Consider the following 21,864-nt stretch of genomic DNA (forward strand, 5'->3'; position numbering starts at 1 on the left):
GAGTAAAAGCACCCCAAATTCCAACTTCCAGAAAGTCTACTCAAAAGAACGCGGCGCTGGCATACGTGATAGTAGAGTTGAATTGATCGACGATTTCTCGGTCGTAGCGGAGGACTTCGCCTTTTTCGGCTTCAATGAGTTTCAACAAGAGATAGATGGCTGAAAAGCCCAGAACGTGGCGCTTGTCCTGTTCGGTGATGAGAAATTGGGCAAAGCTTTGGGCATCAATATTTTCGACATGCTTGAGCATTTCAAGGTCGGTTTGCATACACCGATGGAAGGAGAAGTCGGTGGGGGCCGTATTATCGCCATAGCGTAAACCGATATGTGCGAGATTTGCGCTGGCGATGATGCAGACGTTTTGTCCAGAAGACACAATTGCCTCTTTTAACAGCGACACAAATTGATTGATTTTCGCAACGAAGTCTTTCAATTCCGGGTCAAGAAAGGTAATGGGAGGAAAAGACGATAAGATCGGTACAATGGAGATGGACTTTTCTTTTCCTACCGTCTCTTGAAGAAACGGTAATTGAAATTCGATGCTTTGTTCCTGTTGATGCCGAATTTCCTCGGCAAAGAGTTCAGGCCCGCCTTTGGATTTAAGATGATCCAATATGGGACGATTCACCGGCACAACTCCCAATGGAGTCTCAAACGCTTTATCCGTAACGGCCACGGGCTCATCCAATCCCGCGTGGCCGATGCCGATGACAACAAAGACATCAGGTGATTCCGCTTCCTTCAGTTCTTTGTAGGCCCAGGCATAAAGAGGGCCGGCCTTTTTTAATTCAAAATTCGGGGCGACTAATCCTTTAATGAGCTTTCCCTGATTTTCCGACGGCTTGGAACCCGGCCCTTCTTTCGAGGCAAAGAATTCAGCAATTTGTTCGCGCAACTTTTCCGGGTCTTCTTCATAGCTCTTGCCTGCAAACTGGGGAGTTCGGGTCGGCGCTTCGCGATAGGCTTTGAGCGCAGCGGCCTTGGCGGCCTCATAGCGCTCCCCTTCAAGAAAGAGTTTTTGATCGAGGTCGGCAATCAGTTGATCCAGTTTATCCGGCATCAAAAAGTCACCGTATTTTTTTAGGTATTCGACACCAACCTGTTCCAGAGAATGTTCACCATCCAAGAATTGAAAGAGAAAAAATAAATTGAGCGGAATGATAAGTTTTTCCGAACTCAGCCCCGAGGGGTCCCAAAGCACGATGTATTGCTCTTCGCCCTGCTTCATTGGCGAATATTGAATATTGCGAAGGGCTGGATACATTTTCGGATCTTTCACTGGTTCGGCCATGAATACCCCTGCTTCTAAAGGAATCGATTACGTAGAATTGATGATCTCTGTTTTGGAGAAATTGATTATACGAATCGCGGTATTGAGGCTGCAAGGAAGAGGTAGAGACGTGAGGCGCTGGGAAAGGGGTATATTTTACGGATCGCACTTCACGAATAGAGGTGGCACCAGACCTTATGACCATCTTCCGGCTTCCCAATATGAATGAGGGGTGGTTCCATGGTTTTGCAATGCTCCATGACTTGGGGGCATCTCGTGTGAAACCGACATCCAGATGGAGGATTAAGCGGAGTTGGCACATCTCCAGGCAGCAAGATACGCTCGTGTTTTTGAGTGGGATCTGGCAAGGGATTCGCGGAAAGCAAGGCCTGCGTATAGGGATGTTTGGCATTCGCAAACAAAGTTTCAGAAGGCGCCACTTCCGCCAGCTTTCCCAAATACATGACAGCAATACGGCTCGCGATGTATTGCACCACGTTCAAATCGTGCGTGATGAATAAATAGGAGAGATGAAATTCCTCCTGCAAATCTTTCAACAAATTAATTATCTGCGCTTGAATCGACACATCCAATGCTGAAACCGCTTCATCACACACAATAAATTTTGGATTCAACGCCAAGGCTCTGGCAATCCCTATGCGCTGCCGCTGCCCTCCGGAAAATTCGTGCGGATACCTGGCGTAATGGTCCGGCCTCAATCCAACACGGGTTAACAATTGATGCACCCGATCGGTAAGCTCTTGGCCCTTGGCCAATTTATGCACCAACAGGGGTTCACCCACAATCGATCCTACCGTCATCCGAGGGTTCAATGAGCTATAGGGATCTTGGAAAATGATCTGCATTCGACGGCGCGTGGCCCGCAGGGTTTTCGAGTCCATCGCGAAAATATTGTCCCCTTCGAAAATCGCTTCACCGTCTGATGGCTCCATCAGTCTCAAAATGGTCCGGCCTACCGTGGTTTTGCCACAGCCTGATTCCCCAACCAAACCAAAAGTTTCCCCCGGCATGATGTCAAAGGTGACATCATCCACGGCCTTCACCGAGGCTGTCACCTTGGAGAAAAGACCGCTCCGCACGGGAAAATACTTTTTGAGGTGATTGACCTCCAAAAGAGGTGTGCCCTTGGAAACTCCAGAATCCATCACAAGGGTTTTCCAGCTCGTTCAGGTTGATGGAGCCAACACACCGATTCGTGACCCGGTTCGATTTCAATGAGCGGCGGTTCTTCATCTGCGCAACAATCTAAAACTTCCGGACATCGTGTTGAGAAGTGACACCCCTTTGGATACACCAAGGGCGACGGCACGGTTCCCGGAATCGATTCGAGACGCGTTTCTCGCAAGCCAGGTTTCGGCAAGGATCGCAGCAACGCCCGTGTATACGGATGCGAGGGATTGGCAAACAGCTTTTCCACACTCGCCCGTTCGACGATACGGCTGGCGTACATCACAATAATGTCTTGCGCGAACTGCGCGACCACACCCAAATTATGCGTGATGAGTAAAATCGCCATGCCCATTTCTTTTTGCAATTCTTTCAACAGCTCCAAGATTTGCGCCTGAATTGTCACGTCCAGCGCCGTGGTCGGCTCATCGGCAATCAGAAGATCAGGCTTGCAGGCTAAGGCCATGGCAATCATCACCCGCTGTTTCATGCCGCCGGACATTTCATGCGGATATTGATCGATCCGTTTTTCCGGGGAAGGAATATGCACTTTTTCCAATAGCCGAATAACCTCTTTCCTGACTTCTTGTTTCGACAACGTGGTATGAATTTCCAGCACTTCTCCGATTTGATCGCCGACGGTGAATACGGGATTCAACGACGTCATAGGTTCCTGAAACACCATGCCGATTTGGTTGCCGCGAACTTTGCGCATTTCACTATTTGGCAAAGGCAAGAGGTCCCGCCCTTTAAACACAATCTTTCCGCTAACCACTCTTCCCGGGTAATCCAACAACTGCATGATGGACAAGGCGGTTACAGATTTCCCGCACCCCGACTCACCAACCAAGGCCAACGTTTGTCCAGGATTAATCACAAAATTCACATCCTCCACCGCTTGAATTTCACCCTTATCCGAAAAGAAGGAAGTATAGAGGTTGGACACATCAAGAAGATGATGGTTCGGCGAGTTCACGTGCTATCGTCTCCGCAATTTCGGGTTAAGTGCTTCTCGAAGGCCTTCGCCAACTAGATTAAAGGCCAGCACCACGATCAAGATCGCTAAACCGGGAATAAAGAACAACCATGGTGCATCGAAGATAAACCCTTTTCCATCCGCTAGGATATTCCCCCACGTGGCATAAGGTGGTTGCACCCCGAATCCAAGAAAACTTAAGCCTGACTCCGTGAGGATCGCCGTAGCCACGCCTATGGTCGCCGAGACCAGCACCGGCGCAATGGCGTTGGGGACCATGTGCAGAAAAATCACGCGGTTTTCTGGAGCGCCGATAGAGGTGGCCGCCACCACAAAATCTTGTTTTCTTAAAGAAAGAAATTCAGCGCGGACAAAGCGCGCCATGCCCATCCAACTGGTTAGCCCAATCACGATCATGATGTTGTAGATACTTGGCGGTAACAGGGCCACCACCGTCAGGATCAAGAAAAACGTCGGAAAGCATAACATCACATCCGTGAAGCGCATGATCAGCGTATCCACGGTAACCATGCCTAACTTCAGATTTCCATAAAACCCGGAAAGTCCTCCTAAGGCAATGCCGATAACCAAGGAAATTCCCACGGCAATAAAGCCGATGGACAAGGAGACGAACGATCCTTGCAACATTCGCGCGAAGACGTCACGACCCAATTCATCAGTACCTAACAAATAGATGCTACCCAGGGGCCGATCTTGTGTTGGGACTTCTTCGGCAGTAGAGAAAGACAACGGCGGCAAGAATTTCTCTGGGAGCCGAACGACTTCCGGATCAAACACCACCACCCATTCGGTGAGGGCTTTGCCTAAAAAAGCCGTGATGAGCAGCAATCCCAAGACATAGGCTCCCATCACCGCAAGCCGATCTTTCTTGAATATCCGGAGGGATTCTTGCCATGGCGTTTCGGACTCAGGAAGTTCTTCGCCACGAAACTTAGTTGGGTCAGCTATGGTTTGCACGTTAGCCATTCGAACGTTTTTACCTAATCTAGGCGTCTCCTTGAAGCCCAGTTCTAATTCTGGGATCAACGACCGCATATAAAATATCCGAAAGTAACGTTCCAGCCAGCGTTAACACAGCCGCGATAAAGTTCAAGGTGAGAATGACGGGAAAATCTCTCGCTAATATCGCCTCATAACCCAATCGCCCCAAACCAGGCCAGGCGAAAATCTGTTCAAATATCACTGAACCACCAATCAGACCTGGAAGCAAAAATCCAAACATCGTCACAAACGGCAGCAAGGCATTTCGCAAGGCATGGTGATAAATCACGGTGTCTTCTTCCGCGCCTTTTGCCCGAGCTGTTCGCACGTAGTCCTGTCCAATCACTTCCAGCATTTGAGACCGGACATATCGAGAAAGAATGGCCATACCTCCGATGGCAGACATGAGCGAGGGAATCACCAAGTGCCAAATGCGATCCATGGATTGAAATAACGGTTCAGCATTCTCCATACCAAAGGTTTTCAATCCAATGACCGGCACACCAAACATATCCACGACCCACAGGATCACAATGTAGGATAAAAAGAAGCCCGGCACGGAAATCAGCGTGTAGGCGATAAAGGTGGTCGAGCGGTCGAACACCGCCCCGCGATAAACGGCAGCCTGGATTCCCGTGGGAAAAGCTAGCGTCCAGACTAACAACGTGGCACAAATAAACAATGGAAGAGAATTCAGAAACCTTCGCCAAATTTTTCCTAAGACGGGTTGGCTATCCTTGAAAGATTTCAGTTCCCCGGAAAATAAATCCCGTATCCAATAGGCATATTGCACATGCAACGGATCATCGAGATGAAACGCCGCTCGAATTTTGGCGATATCTTCTGGCTTCATCCTGGGATTGGCTGGATCCACTTCGCTGGGTTCGCCAGGAGCAAGATGAATCACAGAATGCGCCAGTACGGAAACAATAAACACCAAAAGAAGCCGCTGAAGAATATTCCGAATGATAAAGGCTTGCATGACCTAACCTGGACCTTGGCTAAAAACCCCTTCCCATTAAAAATCCGGAGTGAACTCAAGCTTTCGCCATTGATGAAAATAAAATCCAATTTCCCCGCTCGCCGTGGGATAGATTTTTTCATATCGCTCAGACCCATCTTTTTCTCTATGCACCAATACGATCTTCTTATCCAACACCCGTGTCCCTAATGGCGCATAGAGAAACGTGTACGGTTGCTCCTTGGCAATAAGTCGATGGAGGCGATGTGCCAGTTTACGTTGGACCTCGACGTCATATTCTTGGCGAATGCGGACAATGAGATTGTCCGCCTTGCGGTTCTTATATCCGATAAAATTGAGTTGCTGGGGCCCAGCCTGACTGGAGTGCCAGAGTTGATACAAATCCGGATCGATGCCCATGCTCCACCCCAAGACGACCGCATCGAAAGCCCCGGCATTCACAAAATCTTTCAAAAAAACGGCCCATTCAAAATATTGCGTGTTGCACTTCACGCCGATTTTTTTCCAGGCATTCTGTGCAATGGTCATCACGTTCTTTCGAATCGGATTACCGCTGTTGGTAATGAGATTAAACTCAAAAATTTTTCCATCCTTTTCCAACCACCCATCAGCATTGAGACGCCAACCCTTTTCTTCAAGCAACTTCTTGGCACCTTCGGGATCATAGGGCAAGGGAGCAATGGTGTGGTCATACCACTGCGTATTTTTGGGATAAGGACCTGTAATTTGTTCGCCTTCGCCATACAAGAGGTACTTGATAAAATCTTCAACATTTATGGCCATACCCAGGGCCCGGCGAACGACCGGATCGGCAAACAAAGGACGACGATTGTTATAGCCAATATAGGTATAGCCAAATCCTAGACTGGAAAATGATTGATAGGTTGAGTCTTCCTTGTACCGCGCGACTTGATGCGGTTGCGCGCCATAATAATCAACCGCTCCGGCTCGGAATTCCATTTCCTGGGTCAAGAGATCCGGAATAATTCTCATGTAGTAATCATGATATTCCGCAGGACCTTCCCAATAATCTTCATTTCGCGTCAGATGGATAAATTCATCACCCTGCCATTCGACGAATCGAAATCGCCCGCTACCGATTGGGGCGCGGTTAAATTGGCTGGCACGCATTCCGAATGTCTTTCGAGCAGCCTCGGAAAGGTTTCGTCGCTCCATTTCCACATTCATCGCTTCTTGATTAAGCAAGTGCTCCGGAAGGACCCCCATAGTCCACGCATTAATCGCCGGAGAAAAAAGTCGCTTATACACCACGCGTACAGTCTGGGGATTGAGCACCTGCACCATCTTTATGGGTTCAAAATCCGAAGTACGAGGTGAAAGGTTTTTGGGGTTCATGATGGACTCATAGGTAAACTTCACATCACCCGCATCAAACTCATGACCATCATGAAACCTGACGCCTTTTCGCAAGCGAAAATCGATAATGGGATTGTGCTCGGCCACGGGAAAGAAGACAGGTAACTGATCAAAGACCTGTGTTCTCGCATCAGGAGATGTCCCATCAGGAACCTCGATAAACTGCTCATAGGGAAAGTTCTCCAAATAGCGATCCCCAATGACTGGCACCAGCTTCTTGAAAAAGTCTTGATCCACCTCTCGCAAGGAAAAAGCCACACGTTCCGGAACACGGAATGTCACCTCAACTTCCCCACGTTTGGATTTTCCATCTTCTCCGGTTTCTTGAATGGATACCATTTGAGTTCGAATGGTTGGCGTTAGCACTTCTAGGGATTTGATATTGCGGGCGAGTCCGGAAAAGGATTTCTGATTGAGGGCGGCTTGAATGCGTGTCAATAACTCACTACCCGTGACTTCGGTACCGTCCGGGAATCGGTTTGAGGGACTGACCAATAAATAAGCTTTTTCGGAGATCGTCCAATCTGTGGCCAAACGACCGCGCAAGTTCAAATTTTCATCTAAATCCAGTAGGCCCTCAAATACGTATCCGACGATTGTGGAACTCGACGAATCGGCGTTTAAGATGGGATTGAGGATTTTAGCATCCCCGGAAGACCCTTCAATGTAGGTCACGAGACGCTTGGGGTTGCCAGTCGCCTGATTTTCGTACGTGGGTACCCAAAAATAGGATTGCAGCAGGAAAATCGTTAAGAGAAGTGGGGCAAGAAGGAGCCAGCGTTTAAGGCGCATGAGGACGGCAGAGAAAAACTTTTTGTCGAGAAAATGTTTGGCTGCTTAATTATAGGCTTTATGCACGATTAAGTCGAACCATGAAAGGCCCTCCCTTACAAGGCCATGCCTTCGACTTGTTGCTCTGCATGGTAGGAACTACGCACCAGTGGCCCGGATTCGACATGTCGGAACCCCAAACGGAGTCCCACTTGTTTCCATTCATCGAACTCTTGGGGGGTGTAATACCGATCAACTGCTCTGTGGTCTTTGGTGGGCTGAAGGTACTGACCAATGGACACGATATCACACTCCACCGACCGCAAATCCCGGAGTACTCCGTGAATTTCCTCCGGCGTTTCTCCCATGCCGACCATCAATCCAGACTTCGTCTTACCCCCATAAGCTTTGGCTCGATGGAGTAACTCTAGGGAACGGGGGTATTTCCCTTGAGGCCGTACTGAAGGAAATAGTCGAGGTACCGTTTCGACATTATGATTCAAAATATCTGGCGCCGCCTCCATCATGCGAGCGAGGGCCCCTTCACTTCCTTGAAAATCCGGGATTAAGACTTCGACCTTACAGGTTGGAATAACATGACGAATGGCATAAACCGTCTCTGCAAAAATCGATGCCCCACCATCTTCCAGGTCGTCCCGATTCACTGATGTTAGCACGGCATGACGCAACTGTAGCGCCTGCACGGCTTTGGCCACCCGATCGGGTTCCTGGGTATCGACCGCACCCGGCTTTCCTGTTTCCACAGAACAGTAATGACAGCGGCGCGTACAGATATCGCCTAGCAATAAAAAGGTAGCCGTCCGATGATTCCAACATTCCCAGATATTGGGACATCGCGCTTCCTCACAAATCGTGTGAAGTCCATGAGCCTCCACCAGACGCCGCATTTCCTGATAATGCCTTCCCGGCTGAAGCTTCACTTTAAACCAGGAGGGCAATCGTTTCTTGGCTCCATCGAGAGGCCCTTGGTCGTTTCGATGTTTAATCGTTGCAATGGGGACTAGATTCATATTCGTAATCCTAGTTAAGAAAAATGACTCCATTGTTACCGAACGGAACCCTTGGCATTATGCTAAAGGTGAAAAAGAACCACAACACCGGAAAAAAACGGTCGTTACTCAAAAATCACCGTGATTTTCCTATTAATCCGACTCAGAAGAAATTTGCTTTAAAGAATTCTTTATTGGCGGGTTTAAATATACCGATTTACATTTTTTAGAACCTCTGCTACCGTTCACCTGCACAGAGAAACCACTAGGTGGAACTTCGCTGAATTTATTCTCACGTTCAATAATAAAATCAAAAGCATGGCTTTTTTTATTTTCATGAAGGTAGCGGCCTAGAGGTGCTCACACAGAACATGAAATCCGCCCCCCCTCAACAGGATCAATCCGCACTATCCCTGGTGGTTCTGATTGCAGAAGACGACGATGGACATGCATCGTTAATCGAACGAAATTTACAACGATGCGAGATTGCGGAGACGTGCCACCGATTTCGAGATGGACAAGAAACCCTGGACTTTTTGCTGAAAGTGAGTAAAAGTATCACCTCGGTACCACAAAATCCCCACATTCTGTTTTTAGATGGTCGCATGCCAAAGATGAGTGGACAGGAAGTCCTGAGGCAAATACAAAATCATCGTATTTTAAAGGCACTACCCCTGACTATCGTCTCGACCACCGATGATTCACACGAGCTCGAATCCTTCCAAGCCCTAGGATGTACGCACCATCTGAAAAAGCCTGTGGAGATCAATGATTTGCGGCACGTATTACGCCAATTGCATCCTGACAATTATTTATATTCCTAATTGGGAACATTTTCGTCCATTCATTGTCCCTTCGCATGCTTGCCATGAAGGCATCAGGCTCTAGCCATACAATCCTCATCGTTGACGATGATCCTGCGTTATGCCGTCTTATTCAACGCTATTTACACCGTGACGGTTTTGATTCACTGGTCGCGACAACGGGGGCAGAAGCACTTCAACAATTGTCCACCCAGCGCGTCACGTTGATGCTCCTCGACCTGCATCTTCCGGATATGCAAGGCGACGAGTTGATCCAGGCAGTCAAAACACAACATCCAGCCATACCGTTCATCGTCGTCACGGGGTATGGGGATGAGCTTCTTGCGGTCAAAATGCTCAAAAGCGGAGCTCGGGACTACATTACCAAAGACGATAAAGCACTCGAACTCCTTCCGTCAGTCGTCCTCCACAATATTCAGAAACTTGAACAAGAGCAACGACTCACCCAAGCTGAGGAGGCCCTGGCGGCAGAACAAGAACGATCCTTGGTCACCCTCGCCTGCATTGCGGACGGTGTCATCACGACCGACATCCACGGGATCGTCTACTCGATCAATCCTGTAGCCCTTCATCTCGTCGGCCATGATTTGACCCAGGTCCTGGGCCGTCCGATTGACGAGGTCTTTGAATTAGTCCACCCCGATCACCCAGAACAGGAAGATCCTCTTGTCAAAACGGTACTCGCCCACGGGCAAGTGATGAAACCCCTATACTATCGTCGCCTGATCAGTAGAAATGGCACGGAAACTATGGTCATGTGTAGTGCCTCGCCCATCTGTCATCAGAATGGAGCCGTGTTAGGCGCGGTCGTGGTCATCCGTGACATGTCCGAACGCATTAAAATTGAACATGAACTCCAGAAGGCCAGCAAGCTAGAATCTGTGGGCACCTTGGCCGGTGGGATCGCCCACGACTTCAACAATCTCCTCATGTCAATTTTGGGAAATATTTCGCTGGCGAAATTATCCCTTTCCCCTGAAACAAGAGCCTTTTCGCAATTACTCGAAGCGGAAAAAGCGTCCTTGCTCGCCAAAGGCCTCACTCAACAACTCCTGACGTTTGCCAAGGGTGGGCAACCGGTCAAAAAGCCTGTCCGCCTGGTTCCCATTCTGGAAAATGCAACACAACTCATTTTGCGGGGAGGCCGCATTCAAAGTGCGTTTCGGTTTCCCAATGATCTCTGGGACCTCTTTGCCGATGAAAGCCAACTCAATCAGGCGTTTCACAATTTGATTTTGAACGCACAGCAAGCCATGCCCCAAGGCGGAACCTTGGAAATTGAAGCAGCAAATTTCCCCACCACTGAACGACAGAATACTCCAGGCCTGCCATTAGAAAACCATCCTCATGTCCGAATTCGGATCAAAGATTCAGGATGCGGAATTCCTCATGAAAATCTTTCACGCATTTTTGATCCCTATTTTACGACCAAGTCTTATGGAAGTGGATTGGGATTGGCGACGACCTACTCCATCTTTACGAGTCACAATGGTCACATGGAGGTTGCATCTACGGTAGGCCAGGGAACCGCATTCACGATTTATCTACCAGCCTCATCGGTACGCGCCACAACACCGTCCCCACCCACCTCTGCCCTCCGCCTAGGACAAGGAAAAATCTTGGTTATGGACGACGAAGAAGCCATCCGCTTGCTTCTTGAACAAATGCTGATGCACTTAGGATATACAGTGGAAGTCACGCAAAATGGCGAAGAAGCCGTTGAGCGCTACGTGAAAGCCCAAGAGTTGGGGCAACCATTTCTAGCCGTGATTCTTGATTTGACGATACCCGGAGGACTGGGCGGAAAAGATACGATCCAACGACTGCGGCTTCTCGACCCACAGGTAAAGGCCATTGTCTCCAGTGGATACTCCAATGACCCCGTTCTCTCCCATTTTCATTCCTATGGGTTTCAAGGCATGGTGGCCAAACCGTTTCGTTTGGACGAATTAAGTGAAAGCCTGTATCAAGTGTTGTCCAAACGTGAAGAGTGATCAGTAATCCGTTGGAAAAACTTTTTTCTTCGAAGAGGGACCCTTATCCCACATTGGCTCCTCTCTCAAGTCACCCTTCACACATGAGGATTTCCCCTCACACCCCTACAAAGAAACTTTCACTTCAGTCCCCTCGATAACCACCGGATAAGTCGCCACACAAGCAGAAGGATTATTGACCGACACACCGGTCTTCACATTGAATTCCCAATTATGCCAGGGGCAGGTTACTACCTCCCCTTCAAGATCACCCTCACCTAACGGCCCCCCTCGATGGACACATGTATTATCGATGACATGAAAGGTGCCATCGACATTGAACACCGCCAGACTTTTTCCGTTTACTTCAGCCACAATTCCCGTCCCCGGGGCGACTTCATTGGTGTTCGCCACAGTTACCTGTTCCGACATCTGAACCTCCTCGTATCAGAGTATTGGCAATGATAATTTCCAAAATAACTAATTGAGCCCCATCGGCTCCTTCAACTTTTTCAGCATGTCCCCAATGGAAGCACCGGACTTCGCCCCACCTTCCCCCTCAATTTGCTTACGTAACGCTTCCGCAATTTCTGCAAAGGCTTTGGACTGCGGAGACTCAGGATTGGCCACCACAATCGGCGTCCCAGCATCTCCACATTCACGAATCGCAGGATCCAAGGGCACCCGGCCAAGGAAAGGAATCTCAAATTTTTTCGCAGCCTGTTCCCCACCACCATGTGAGAAAATATCTGTCTGATGACCACAATGCCCACAGATGAAGCTACTCATGTTTTCAATCACGCCCAAGAGTGGCACATTCACCTTTTGAAACATGCGTAAGCCCTTCCGCACATCATAGAGCGAGACTTCTTGCGGGGTCGTCACTGCAATCGCCCCGGTCATTGGGACCAATTGCGACAAACTCAGCTGCGCATCGCCGGTACCCGGGGGCAAATCAATTAACAAGTAATCGAGGTCACCCCACAACACATCCCGGAAAAACTGCGTGACAGCCGTATGCACCATCGGCCCCCGCCACACCACTGCGGTTTCCTCCGGCACAAAAAAGGCCATGGAAATCACCTTCACTCCGTGAGCCTCACCCGGCAAAATCTTTTCCCCCTCCTTACCTCCAGGACCGGAGACGCCCATCATCATGGGGATATTGGGGCCATAAATGTCCGCATCCATCAACCCAACTTTTGCACCAGATTGCGCCAACGCCACAGCCAAATTCGTCGACACCGTGGACTTCCCGACTCCACCCTTTCCACTACTGATCGCGACAATATATTTTACCCCCGGCAGCAACTTCTCGGGTTCGGGTTGCGGGGGTGGAGCAGGTTGTTGTGCTTGTTCATCACTCATAAAAATTGTCCTTTCTATAGTCAGAGGTATCACCTTATACCTCTGTTTTTTTCGGATAACACTGTTGAATTGATTTACAAAAAAACTTAAAAAAACCAAAGGCCTTTGACTGAAATCAATGCAAGGCATTCGGCTTCACCTGTTAAACTCTACCTTGCAAGAAAGAAGCTAAGCAAATGCTCCGATAGATTTATCACCATAAACCAGAAAAATCTTTTGCCAAGAGAACTATTAATGAGTTTTTGTAGGTCGAATTGACTATAGAAATTATAGAAAGATGAAAGGAGTTAATTTTGATGAAGATTTTTATGCGGGGTTTCAGCCCCACACGACGAGTCACGTGCGATTACCCGCGGCTCAAATTCCCCATGCAGTCATCCCCGACATCCTTTATCGGGGATCCAAGTTTATTTTATGCGGGTTGTCGTCCCCGCGCGACGAGGTCCTTTTGTTTCGGCAAAAGGACCCAAAACCACTTTCGCCCGTGCGCGTCCCCTCCGATCTTGCTCAGAAGCAAGCTCTCCGGGGGGCCTCCGCCTACGCACAACGCGAATACCCAATAATTAAATCAATTTTCCAAACTGAAGATGGGGAAGACAAACCCTACCAAAATTCGACACTCAGGCCTAATCTCAATTCATACGTTTTAAAAAAGTGAACCGCCCCCTTTCCCAACTAGCCGGTCCTCTTCGAAACCTCACATTTTGCTTATTGGGCAGCACTTAATTTTGTGCTAACCATGTTGAGGCATTTGCTAGATCTATATATGCACGTTAAACAAGTGAATCCATCCATAAAGTAAATTCCTCTGCTGCCCTTACGAGTTCGCCAACTTGATCCCTTTTGTTGATATTTACTGTTTTGCCGGAATTATCTTTATAATAGCAGTCTCCCTCGTGCATAGAATTTCTTGCTCTGTATAGGTAAAGTAGTTTTTGGCTATTAGCGGGATCCAGTTTCTTGAATGAAGGTTTAGATGCCTCCTGCAGGACTTTTTCTATCTTATCGTGGAACTGTAATCCTTGGGCGGGAAATACAGCTCCCCAGATAACGCAATAATAACGAAGAATTGCATCGATAGACGATGCAGCTGCTCTAATTGCAGATCTTAATTCCCCATTAGACAGGAGACGTCGAGCATCATTTAACTCATTATAGGTGTTATAGTGCTTTCGGATCTCATTAAGTTTTTCACGTATTCTCGGCAAATCCGTTGCTACATCAGTTGGGTTTTCAATTGGCATTATCTGGCTCCATACAAACTCATTTAATTGACCAAATGGTGTATGACCAACTATGGATGCCACACCAGGGCCTATATATTCACCTATATCTGTTAAGCAAAATTTTTCGCTAGCACTAGGTCGTCTATTTCCATCAAAATCGAACATTTGGTGGCCAAGATATTCTCTCCTGTACGCTTTTTGGGTAGAAAATTGGTCCTTATCTTTCTTTAGATCTGCTACATGTTCTTTTAGGTGCCAACATGCAAATCTCAAATAAGGAAGGACCATTTTCAAAATTTCGTTATCTAATTGTTCACTGCTTGCTATATTTAAATTGGCCTTCCCCTTGATACATTTAGGCCATCGTTCTTTCATATACACATCCACATATGGATCAATATATTCATATGCTCCTGCACTTGGGGAACTTGGGATAAGCTGAGCAAAGTTAACTTCAAATGATTTATCAATAATTTCAAACTGGATTTGGAATTTTAAATCTGGCCGTTGCTTTGGACTCGTGTTTATTCCCCCAAGAGATCTATTTTCAACATTCTTCCTAGATATAAATTGATAGACCTCCAATTCCAATTTAATTCCTCCTACATAAATATACTATTGCCTTAAACTCAGGTCCATCTGGTTCAGGTCGTTGTTTTGCAATCGTTGCTTTGCAATCGTCGTCTAATTGATCTGCCTCTGGTAGTACTTCACCAAACAACCTGATTCATAATAGAATAGAAACAACTGCCCAAAGCTAAGCAGGCCATGAGACACGGGATAGGGCTCTGCATGCGCGATAGTAGTGTTCCGTTCATCTTCGACCAGCTTTGCCCGCCAAGGAAGGTTCTCGAACGACTCATCTGTGTCAGGCCAGCCTTTGTCAGGTCGGTTCAGGCTAAGCTCACGCTGAAATCCGTACGATTCGATTGTCTCGTCAGCCTGCTCCCTGGTCATTCCCTTGGATAAAGCATCTACAACCATGAAGTCATTTGTTACGTATCCGACAACAACGAAAGCACAGCTCAAACTAAGGACCACCGACTTCAGGGACCTCACGCACATTGCCTACCTTAGATATGCATAACAATGTTTAGATGGATCCGAGTATGAGAAGGATCCCCGGGTTTCTGTCAGGATTTCACGCCTTCGTTATTTCTAAAGAAGAATACGCCGAGGTCGTCGGCTTTTCAATTGGAGTACTTTTAGCTTCATTTATCACGGAGTCTCCTGCGTTGGGCGCGGCTGGGCGAGCACCCCGAATCCTACTTCTCTGGCGAAGATTGTCTGAGCGCAGCGAGTTTCTGAGACTTCTTGATTCGGGGTGGTGGACCAGGCACCCCGGAGAACCTGCTTCTGAGTAGGATCGGAGGGGCCGCGCACGGGCAGAAATGGTTTTGGTCCCTTTTGCCGAAACAAAAGGGACTCGTCGTGTGGGGGCGAAACCCCACTATAATAATTCTGCAAAGATTAGGTTGTCAGAAATCGTTTCTTATACACATAGAAACCTAGATATTCCCGCGAATACTTCGGCCCAAAAATGACGAAAGGGTCATGTTTACTTTTCTCCCCCTAACGCACCAATCTTGGATTTTTACTACCAACTGCGAGGTTTCAGGGGAAAGAATTAGCGGAATTCGCAAGAACGATTTGCTAGGCGGTTTTCTGGCTGGCTGTATTTCCAACAACCTGCCATCCTGCCTCAATGGTGTCGGTTGACAAATCAGCACCACAATCCCATTCGACAAAGTACCCGCCATTGATAACCTTCACAAATTCTTTCTGGTCTCGAAGGGCCTCGAATGCCTCATATTGAAGATACGGGCTGACATCAAATTGGCCAACGCGACCATCATCCGCAACGATAGATAAAACCCAGTTTGATTGTGCCTGAAGTTCTGTAATTCTCATTGGTCAAGTCCTTTGATTGGAAATGGTTTCTTACCATTGACAGCCAAATCCCAGTCCGCCAGTAAATCTTCTTGATGAATTTCGATCCATGCGACAACCAATTTGTGCTTATTCGGAGGAAGATTTCCGGCCAGAAGTGTTCCGTCAGGGATTGAATATACGGCCACATCGCCTTGGTAATCGGCATGAATATGGGGTACGTGATGTTTCTCAATATCTCGAAAAAACATCCTGATCAGAATCCCGTAAAACATGGAAATTGTTGGCATACTCTTTTTGCCCTTTAATCTGCAGTCCTGCTCCCACGACGTTGGGAGACATCTTTTTCAATTTCTTTTGCTCCCGAATCCACACCTCTTCTCAACCTCTGGACAAGAGAAGGATTTTCGGTTTTCTTTCTGGATAACACCGTATCGTCATTTCTAAAGAATACGCCGGAACCGTGGTCTTTTCAATCGGTACTGTCCGTGGCTTTGTTTAACACAGCGACCCCTGCGTTGGGCGCGGCGGAGCTGGAGTCTCGAATCGGCTTTTCGGCTCAGGCTGTTTGAGTGGAGAGGTGGCTTTGCACCTCGTAGCGAGTTTCTGAGCCATCTTGATTCGGGGTGGTGGACCAGGCACCCATAGTTCCGCGCACAGGCAAAAATGGTTTTAGTCCCTTTTGCCGAAACAAAAGTGCCTCGCCGTGCGGGGACGACACCCCACAAAGATAAAAGCAGATCCTTCACTCGGATCAGGATGACAAAGTAAAATACTAGTTTCCCGCTTGCTACTGCGGGAATGAAGAGATTTTTTTTCAACAGGCCACGAACGCACACTATGTCAACAGAAAATCAAAATCTTCTTTGGTAATCGACGCCCCTGTGCCTCGATGGGTGGTGCCTTCGAGGACGGCTTGATAAAGGGCCGATTTTTGGTCTTTCAGTGCCATCATTTTTTCTTCCACCGAATGGCGCATGAGAATCCGCAAAATCGAAACCTTTTGGGTTTGGCCAATGCGGTGGGCACGATCAGAGGCTTGATTTTCCACGGCAGGATTCCACCACGGGTCCAGGTGAAACACATAAGAAGCCTTAGTAAGATTCAGCCCTTGCCCGCCAGCTTTTAAGCTGAGCAAGAACACCGAAGCCCCCTCTCCTTCTTGAAATTTTTTCACAAGCGTTCGGCGTTTCGCGGTCGGCGTGGATCCATCTAAGCGAGCATACGGAATATGATGACTCACCAAGCTGGCTTCGACTAAATCCAGAAACGACGTAAACTGCGAAAATACCAGCGCACTATGACCAGCTTCCATGAGTTCGGCTAATCGCTCAATGATAAACGTAATCTTGGGCGATGAGTCATGCGAGTCATCTTGAAGCAACCTTGGGGACAAACAGAGTTGACGGAGCTTCAAAATGGCGGTGAGCGCAATGATGCGTGCCTGCGCCTGCGTTTTCGACCGGTAGGCATCGTCAATCGTCGGACGAATTTGGGCAATGGTGTGTTGATAGAGTGACTTCTGTTTCTCTGTCAGATCCAAATAGACATCGGTTTCAGTTTTCGGCGGCAGCTCTTTGAGAATTTGCTCTTTGGTTCGACGTAATACGAATGGCTTGGTGCGCTGTGTGAGCACGCCAAGGACGGATGATGATGCGGAAGTAATTTTTGATTTCATTTTGTCATAGTCGCCTAACAACCCTGGGACACTCAAATCGATCAGTGAAAAATATTCACCAATATGATTTTCCAAGGGCGTGCCCGTCATCACCATTTTAAACGCCCCTTGTAATCGGCGAACGGCGCTCGTGGTCTCGGCATAAATATTTTTGACCGTTTGGGCTTCATCAAACACAATCAAATGGAAGGGAATGGTTTCCAACATGGTAATATCCCGCCGAACCACCCCGTACGTCGTGAGCACGACATCGCAAGCTGTAAAGTTTGGTGAACGATCAGGACCGGCGTACATGTGGACCCGCAACGAGGGATAAAACTTTTGTATCTCTTGTTCCCAATTAAACAACAGGCTTGGAGGCAGCACGACCAAATGTGGCGCTGGCTGATTCGTGATGGCCGGGATAATGCCTTCCTTGATTCCCCCAAATAAGCTGATGGCTTGAACGGTTTTCCCCAGGCCCATGTCATCCGCCAAACACGCGCCAAAACGATGTTGATAGAGAAACGCCAACCATCCATAGCCATTTTTTTGATAAGCCCTGAGTGTCGCATTCAACCGTTGAGGCAATGGAGGCATCTCAATATGCTCTAAATGCATCAAACGATCGATCATCGCTTCATCCTCAGGTGGCAAGGAAATCTTCACCCCTTGTTTCCGAAGCGCGATCCAATCAAAAATCTGCAACCGGGGTACGCGCACCCATTCTCGTTTCTTTCCCTGAGCAGCTTGCTCCTGTTGATAAAACGATGAAAACGCCTGAATGGCCTCCTGCGTCTGCACAGGAAAAATGTGCACCACGTCGTCCTTTTCAATAATGCCATTTCCTTGCATGACTTCCTTGACTGCGGCTTCGGTCATCGATTGGCCGTCACACCGGATTTCCGGGCGGAGCTCAAACCAATCAATTCCCGCTGGACGTTGCGCCTCCAGAGACAGTTCCCACTGCGGGAGGGCTACCGGCTTCGTATGGTAAAACAGTTCAATGCCCGCCGCTCGGCACAGGTCATATAGATGGGGCAGGCCTTGATGCAGGACATTGAGCGGCAACCGCATTTCATCGTGCCGCCCCATGGATTCAAACACCTTCATACCAAACTGCTGGTAGGGCAACAGATACATCAAGGCCTCTTTGGATTTTTCAATCGACAGGAGTTTCCACTGTCCTTGATGAAATTGAAGCCGAACCTCGGGGTCACGATACGCGGAGAAAAACTGCTTGAGTAGGTGCTTGCCTGCCCGCTTCGTATCCAAGCGCTGAAAATCTGAACCCGAAAGTTCAGTGCGGAGAAGACTCTCAACTTCGGACGGCTGAGACAGGGTCAGGAGTTTTAAAAACGTTTCCCGGAGAATCTTTTTCCGTCGTTGAGTTCGAAGGGGCACCGGCAAACTGCGGTATCGTTCCAGATAGGTGAAAAAACTAAATGTCGCCGCATGAGGAGGCGCATAACATTCCCCCCACCAACATTCCGCCCGAAGCGCTGCCACGGAAGGCATACCATCTGTGGATCCCGAAGCGTCTTTAATGGGATACGCCACTAACCGAAATCGCGGCTTTTCACAAACCGGCTCACCAGTTTCGTGGGGGAGCCTGGTCACAAGGCCATTGACTTTTAGCACGAGCCGTTGCTGCGTGGCTTCAAGATGGGGACGAGGAATCTGCATGGGCATGGCCTGCACACGGCGCAACGGCAGCGTCATGGGGCGACGCTCGAAAATGGCCGATTTCCTTGGAGTATACGACTGTTCTGTCCGATTCATGAGCCGTTCCCACCCTCGATATTCCCGAGAGAGGGAAAACACCTGGTCATCATCCAACGCTTCGAGACCATACATCCATTCGTCATAGAGCATGGCTTGCGGATCCCATTCGTTGGGTTCTTCGACCCTGACCAAGACTTGCCGGTCGAGATCCACCGCATAATCCCAAAACAACTTCACGCGAGGTTTCACCGCACGATCCAAGACGTACAACGGCTTGAGGGTGACTTCCCCATCCACCACATTCAACTCGGTATGGGTCTCACAGCGGTGAAACGGTTCCCATTTAAGCGTCATCTGTTCGCCATCTGCTTCAAAAAGGATGGGATAGTTGTTTCCCTCGGCTTGTAAATGCTGTGCGAATCGATCGCGATGCACGGGAAACGAATGGTAAAAATCGCCAATAAAATACGCCAATGTCTCGGGCACGCCACGAAGCGTGTACAGCCGTTGTCCGTGGTTGCGGACGGACAGCTCGGGTTGGCGATCTCGAAGATGGATCACCAGTTCAAAATTATCAGGTTGCGCGGGGGTGGCAGGTTTGAGGGGCAAGGACCCGCGTAGTTTTTGAAACGTGCCACTTTTATCGAACAACAACGCCGCCCTGAGTTTCTCCAACCGACGAGGTTGATGCCGCGCCACTTTAAAGTGAATAGGAGCCAGAAGATTAATGATCGTGAGCAGCGCGCAAATGACGTGTTTACATTGCCTCGCCGGAGTCCAGACGGGACAATTGCACACATAATTCAGATCATTATCCACAATCGAAATACTGACCCCATATCGCTTGGTACCCCGCACCACTGCGGTAAGCAGAGTCCGATCATGCTCCCATCTCAACGACTCCAGTCGTTCCTGATGGAAATAGTCATACCCCCGCACCACATAGTCCTTGGGCGCCAAGGTATAGACAATATTCGGCGGCAGTGCCTTCAGGTAATTCAGCATATGGACCCAAGCCTCACCCCGGAATTCCGGGAACAACCCAAATTAAAAAAAAGCCCAAACAGTCATTTATAACACATTGTGATGATGATGGAAGGGGGGAAAGGGAGAAGCCGAGTTTTATTTGGACCTTTTTGAAGTCATTCCCGATGGTAGTGATCGCCAAAGACCAATTTATTTCTAAAGAGCAGATTTTCTCTCCCTTGAAAAACTACTGACTCATCCCTAGGATGCACGGGCTTCCAAAACTGCAGGAGACTAAAACTTCAGCAACATTTTGAATTCTAACTGGAAAAATTTTAATGTTATTTCCCTTTGACCTTTTCCTTCTCGCCGCCCTGCCTTTCCCTGAAATAGATCCGGTTTTTTTTAGTCTCGGGCCTTTGAAGTTTCGCTGGTATGGGCTCATGTATTTGTTGGGCCTCTCAGGGGCCTATTTTCTGATTCGATCCCGTGCAAGGGCCAAAAACATTTCACTGAGCCAGGAACAGCTTTATGACCTGATTGTCTATGCCGCCTTGGGCGTGTTTCTCGGCGGGCGAATCGGCTACACACTGTTTTACAATGCGGCCTATTACGTCGAGCATCCCTTAAGCATCTTGGCGGTATGGGAAGGTGGTATGTCCTTCCACGGCGGACTGATCGGAACATGTATCGCTTTATGGATCTTTTGCCGACGAAAAGGATTTGCTCCCTATACCATCGCCGACCTGGCCGCGCAGGCGGTGCCGATAGGACTAGGATTTGGAAGGATTGGCAATTTTATTAATGGAGAACTCTATGGCCGACCCACGGATGTCGATTGGTGCATGGTTTTTCCGCGAGGCGGAGATGCCTGCCGTCACCCCTCGCAATTGTATGAGGCTGGACTCGAAGGGGTGGCTTTATTTCTTTTACTTTGGATCATCGGACGGCGCGACACACCGCCCGGGACCGTCTTTTGGACCTTTATTTGCGGTTATGGGATATTCCGAAGTTTTGTAGAATTGTTTCGGGAACCCGATGCCCACCTCGGGTTGCTCCTTGGTCCGCTAACCATGGGACAACTGTTAAGCTTTCCCATGGTCCTTCTTGGTCTTTTGATGATCCTGATCGGATACCGAAACCGTGCCCTGAAAACTCGGTAGCCCCCCTTAGTAACCTCCAGGAGCACCACCGCCCCCACCACCCAACAAACCTCCGGCACCACCTAATGACGGAAGAACTGGCGCGGAAGCATTGCCTTTCTTACTATCAACCGGGACATCTCCATATCGACGCAACACCGGAGAATTCCAAATCACCTGATGCCCTGGGGCCAAATTTGCGGCTTCCATATAATGAGCACGAGCCTCTTCCCGGTTCCCCATTTGATCCAGGGTTAACGCTAAATTGTAATGCGCCTCGGCTACGGTGTGCTGAACGGCTATAGCCTTTTCATATTGTTCTCTGGCCGCCTGCCACCGCCCCGACGCAAAGAGTTCGTTACCTTCGCTGATGGCCGAACTGGCCATCGGATTTGCATTAGTCGGCGCATGCAATGTTGGTTGCTTGACCTCTTTCGGCGCAGTGGTGCAAGCACCTAATACGATGATCCACAAAAAGACACCGCTCAAAAACCATCTCCCAAGGCCCATCACCCCT

At 48.6% G+C, this 21,864-nt stretch carries 18 protein-coding genes; 3 read left to right on the forward strand and 15 right to left on the reverse strand.

Annotated features, from left to right (window positions below; all coding sequences use genetic code 11):
- Nucleotides 1–40: 40 nt before the first annotated feature.
- The 7 genes from amrB to lipA form a co-directional block, all read right to left on the reverse strand.
- The gene (gene amrB, locus PPG34_RS06865; protein ID WP_313832425.1) at nucleotides 41–1,291 is read right to left on the reverse strand and encodes an AmmeMemoRadiSam system protein B; all 1,251 of its coding nucleotides are present in this window, start codon (nucleotides 1,289–1,291) and stop codon (nucleotides 41–43) included.
- A gap of 149 nt (nucleotides 1,292–1,440) precedes the next feature.
- Entirely contained in the window at nucleotides 1,441–2,436 is a 996-nt protein-coding gene (locus tag PPG34_RS06870) for an ABC transporter ATP-binding protein (protein ID WP_313834274.1), read from the reverse strand.
- On the reverse strand, nucleotides 2,436–3,434 hold the full coding sequence (locus PPG34_RS06875; RefSeq protein ID WP_313832426.1) for an ABC transporter ATP-binding protein: 999 nt from the start codon (nucleotides 3,432–3,434) through the stop codon (nucleotides 2,436–2,438). Before PPG34_RS06875 ends, PPG34_RS06870 begins: the two co-directional genes overlap by 1 nt.
- A gap of 3 nt (nucleotides 3,435–3,437) precedes the next feature.
- Nucleotides 3,438–4,412 (reverse strand): ABC transporter permease, encoded by a 975-nt coding sequence (locus PPG34_RS06880; protein WP_420888087.1) that lies wholly within the window; start codon nucleotides 4,410–4,412, stop codon nucleotides 3,438–3,440.
- A gap of 28 nt (nucleotides 4,413–4,440) precedes the next feature.
- On the reverse strand, nucleotides 4,441–5,418 hold the full coding sequence (locus PPG34_RS06885) for an ABC transporter permease (RefSeq protein WP_313832429.1): 978 nt from the start codon (nucleotides 5,416–5,418) through the stop codon (nucleotides 4,441–4,443).
- A gap of 36 nt (nucleotides 5,419–5,454) precedes the next feature.
- On the reverse strand, nucleotides 5,455–7,587 hold the full coding sequence (locus PPG34_RS06890; protein ID WP_313832430.1) for an ABC transporter substrate-binding protein: 2,133 nt from the start codon (nucleotides 7,585–7,587) through the stop codon (nucleotides 5,455–5,457).
- 95 nt (nucleotides 7,588–7,682) lie between these two features.
- Nucleotides 7,683–8,597: a lipoyl synthase gene (gene lipA, locus PPG34_RS06895; protein ID WP_313832431.1), complete on the reverse strand. Its 915-nt coding sequence runs from the start codon at nucleotides 8,595–8,597 to the stop codon at nucleotides 7,683–7,685.
- Nucleotides 8,598–8,947: 350 nt separating this feature from the next.
- Here lipA and PPG34_RS06900 point away from each other — a divergent pair, with 350 nt between their 5' ends.
- Both PPG34_RS06900 and PPG34_RS06905 read left to right on the forward strand, forming a co-directional pair.
- Nucleotides 8,948–9,400, forward strand: coding sequence for a response regulator (locus PPG34_RS06900; RefSeq protein ID WP_313832432.1), 453 nt, complete (start codon nucleotides 8,948–8,950; stop codon nucleotides 9,398–9,400).
- Nucleotides 9,401–9,435: 35 nt separating this feature from the next.
- On the forward strand, nucleotides 9,436–11,394 hold the full coding sequence (locus tag PPG34_RS06905; protein ID WP_313832433.1) for a hybrid sensor histidine kinase/response regulator: 1,959 nt from the start codon (nucleotides 9,436–9,438) through the stop codon (nucleotides 11,392–11,394).
- Between the two features lie 105 nt (nucleotides 11,395–11,499).
- Here the strand turns inward: PPG34_RS06905 and PPG34_RS06910 are convergent, their stop codons facing one another.
- From PPG34_RS06910 to PPG34_RS06940, 7 genes are all read right to left on the reverse strand, one after another.
- A complete protein-coding gene (locus PPG34_RS06910) occupies nucleotides 11,500–11,805 on the reverse strand; it encodes a Rieske (2Fe-2S) protein (RefSeq protein WP_313832434.1) in 306 nt (101 codons plus the stop codon).
- Between the two features lie 48 nt (nucleotides 11,806–11,853).
- The gene (locus PPG34_RS06915; protein WP_313832435.1) at nucleotides 11,854–12,741 is read right to left on the reverse strand and encodes an Mrp/NBP35 family ATP-binding protein; all 888 of its coding nucleotides are present in this window, start codon (nucleotides 12,739–12,741) and stop codon (nucleotides 11,854–11,856) included.
- 773 nt (nucleotides 12,742–13,514) lie between these two features.
- Entirely contained in the window at nucleotides 13,515–14,558 is a 1,044-nt protein-coding gene (locus PPG34_RS06920) for a hypothetical protein (RefSeq protein WP_313832437.1), read from the reverse strand.
- A gap of 93 nt (nucleotides 14,559–14,651) precedes the next feature.
- The gene (locus PPG34_RS06925; RefSeq protein ID WP_313832438.1) at nucleotides 14,652–14,951 is read right to left on the reverse strand and encodes a hypothetical protein; all 300 of its coding nucleotides are present in this window, start codon (nucleotides 14,949–14,951) and stop codon (nucleotides 14,652–14,654) included.
- A 669-nt stretch (nucleotides 14,952–15,620) separates the two neighbouring features.
- A complete protein-coding gene (locus PPG34_RS06930) occupies nucleotides 15,621–15,878 on the reverse strand; it encodes a DUF2442 domain-containing protein (protein ID WP_313832440.1) in 258 nt (85 codons plus the stop codon).
- A complete protein-coding gene (locus tag PPG34_RS06935; protein ID WP_313832441.1) occupies nucleotides 15,875–16,147 on the reverse strand; it encodes a DUF4160 domain-containing protein in 273 nt (90 codons plus the stop codon). Before PPG34_RS06935 ends, PPG34_RS06930 begins: the two co-directional genes overlap by 4 nt.
- A gap of 548 nt (nucleotides 16,148–16,695) precedes the next feature.
- Nucleotides 16,696–20,244, reverse strand: a complete 3,549-nt coding sequence (locus PPG34_RS06940) for a DEAD/DEAH box helicase (protein WP_313832442.1) — start codon at nucleotides 20,242–20,244, stop codon at nucleotides 16,696–16,698.
- A gap of 335 nt (nucleotides 20,245–20,579) precedes the next feature.
- Here PPG34_RS06940 and lgt point away from each other — a divergent pair, with 335 nt between their 5' ends.
- Entirely contained in the window at nucleotides 20,580–21,368 is a 789-nt protein-coding gene (gene lgt / locus PPG34_RS06945; RefSeq protein WP_420888088.1) for a prolipoprotein diacylglyceryl transferase, read from the forward strand.
- Between the two features lie 6 nt (nucleotides 21,369–21,374).
- Here the strand turns inward: lgt and PPG34_RS06950 are convergent, their stop codons facing one another.
- Entirely contained in the window at nucleotides 21,375–21,857 is a 483-nt protein-coding gene (locus tag PPG34_RS06950) for a tetratricopeptide repeat protein (RefSeq protein ID WP_313832444.1), read from the reverse strand.
- Nucleotides 21,858–21,864 lie beyond the last annotated feature (7 nt).

Source organism: Candidatus Nitronereus thalassa, from assembly GCF_032191465.1.
GTDB classification, from domain to species: Bacteria; Nitrospirota; Nitrospiria; order Nitrospirales; family UBA8639; genus Nitronereus; species Nitronereus thalassa.

Coding starts and splice junctions, on each gene's coding strand:
- PPG34_RS06950 (WP_313832444.1), bottom strand. CDS start 21,857: ATGGGCCTTGGGAGATGGTTTTTGAGCGGTGTCTTTTTGTGGATCATC.
- PPG34_RS06935 (WP_313832441.1), bottom strand. CDS start 16,147: ATGCCAACAATTTCCATGTTTTACGGGATTCTGATCAGGATGTTTTTT.
- PPG34_RS06925 (WP_313832438.1), bottom strand. CDS start 14,951: ATGGTTGTAGATGCTTTATCCAAGGGAATGACCAGGGAGCAGGCTGAC.
- amrB (WP_313832425.1), bottom strand. CDS start 1,291: ATGGCCGAACCAGTGAAAGATCCGAAAATGTATCCAGCCCTTCGCAAT.
- lipA (WP_313832431.1), bottom strand. CDS start 8,597: ATGAATCTAGTCCCCATTGCAACGATTAAACATCGAAACGACCAAGGG.
- PPG34_RS06910 (WP_313832434.1), bottom strand. CDS start 11,805: ATGTCGGAACAGGTAACTGTGGCGAACACCAATGAAGTCGCCCCGGGG.
- PPG34_RS06940 (WP_313832442.1), bottom strand. CDS start 20,244: ATGCTGAATTACCTGAAGGCACTGCCGCCGAATATTGTCTATACCTTG.
- PPG34_RS06870 (WP_313834274.1), bottom strand. CDS start 2,436: ATGGATTCTGGAGTTTCCAAGGGCACACCTCTTTTGGAGGTCAATCAC.
- PPG34_RS06930 (WP_313832440.1), bottom strand. CDS start 15,878: ATGAGAATTACAGAACTTCAGGCACAATCAAACTGGGTTTTATCTATC.
- PPG34_RS06890 (WP_313832430.1), bottom strand. CDS start 7,587: ATGCGCCTTAAACGCTGGCTCCTTCTTGCCCCACTTCTCTTAACGATT.
- PPG34_RS06900 (WP_313832432.1), top strand. CDS start 8,948: ATGAAATCCGCCCCCCCTCAACAGGATCAATCCGCACTATCCCTGGTG.
- PPG34_RS06885 (WP_313832429.1), bottom strand. CDS start 5,418: ATGCAAGCCTTTATCATTCGGAATATTCTTCAGCGGCTTCTTTTGGTG.
- PPG34_RS06905 (WP_313832433.1), top strand. CDS start 9,436: ATGCTTGCCATGAAGGCATCAGGCTCTAGCCATACAATCCTCATCGTT.
- PPG34_RS06915 (WP_313832435.1), bottom strand. CDS start 12,741: ATGAGTGATGAACAAGCACAACAACCTGCTCCACCCCCGCAACCCGAA.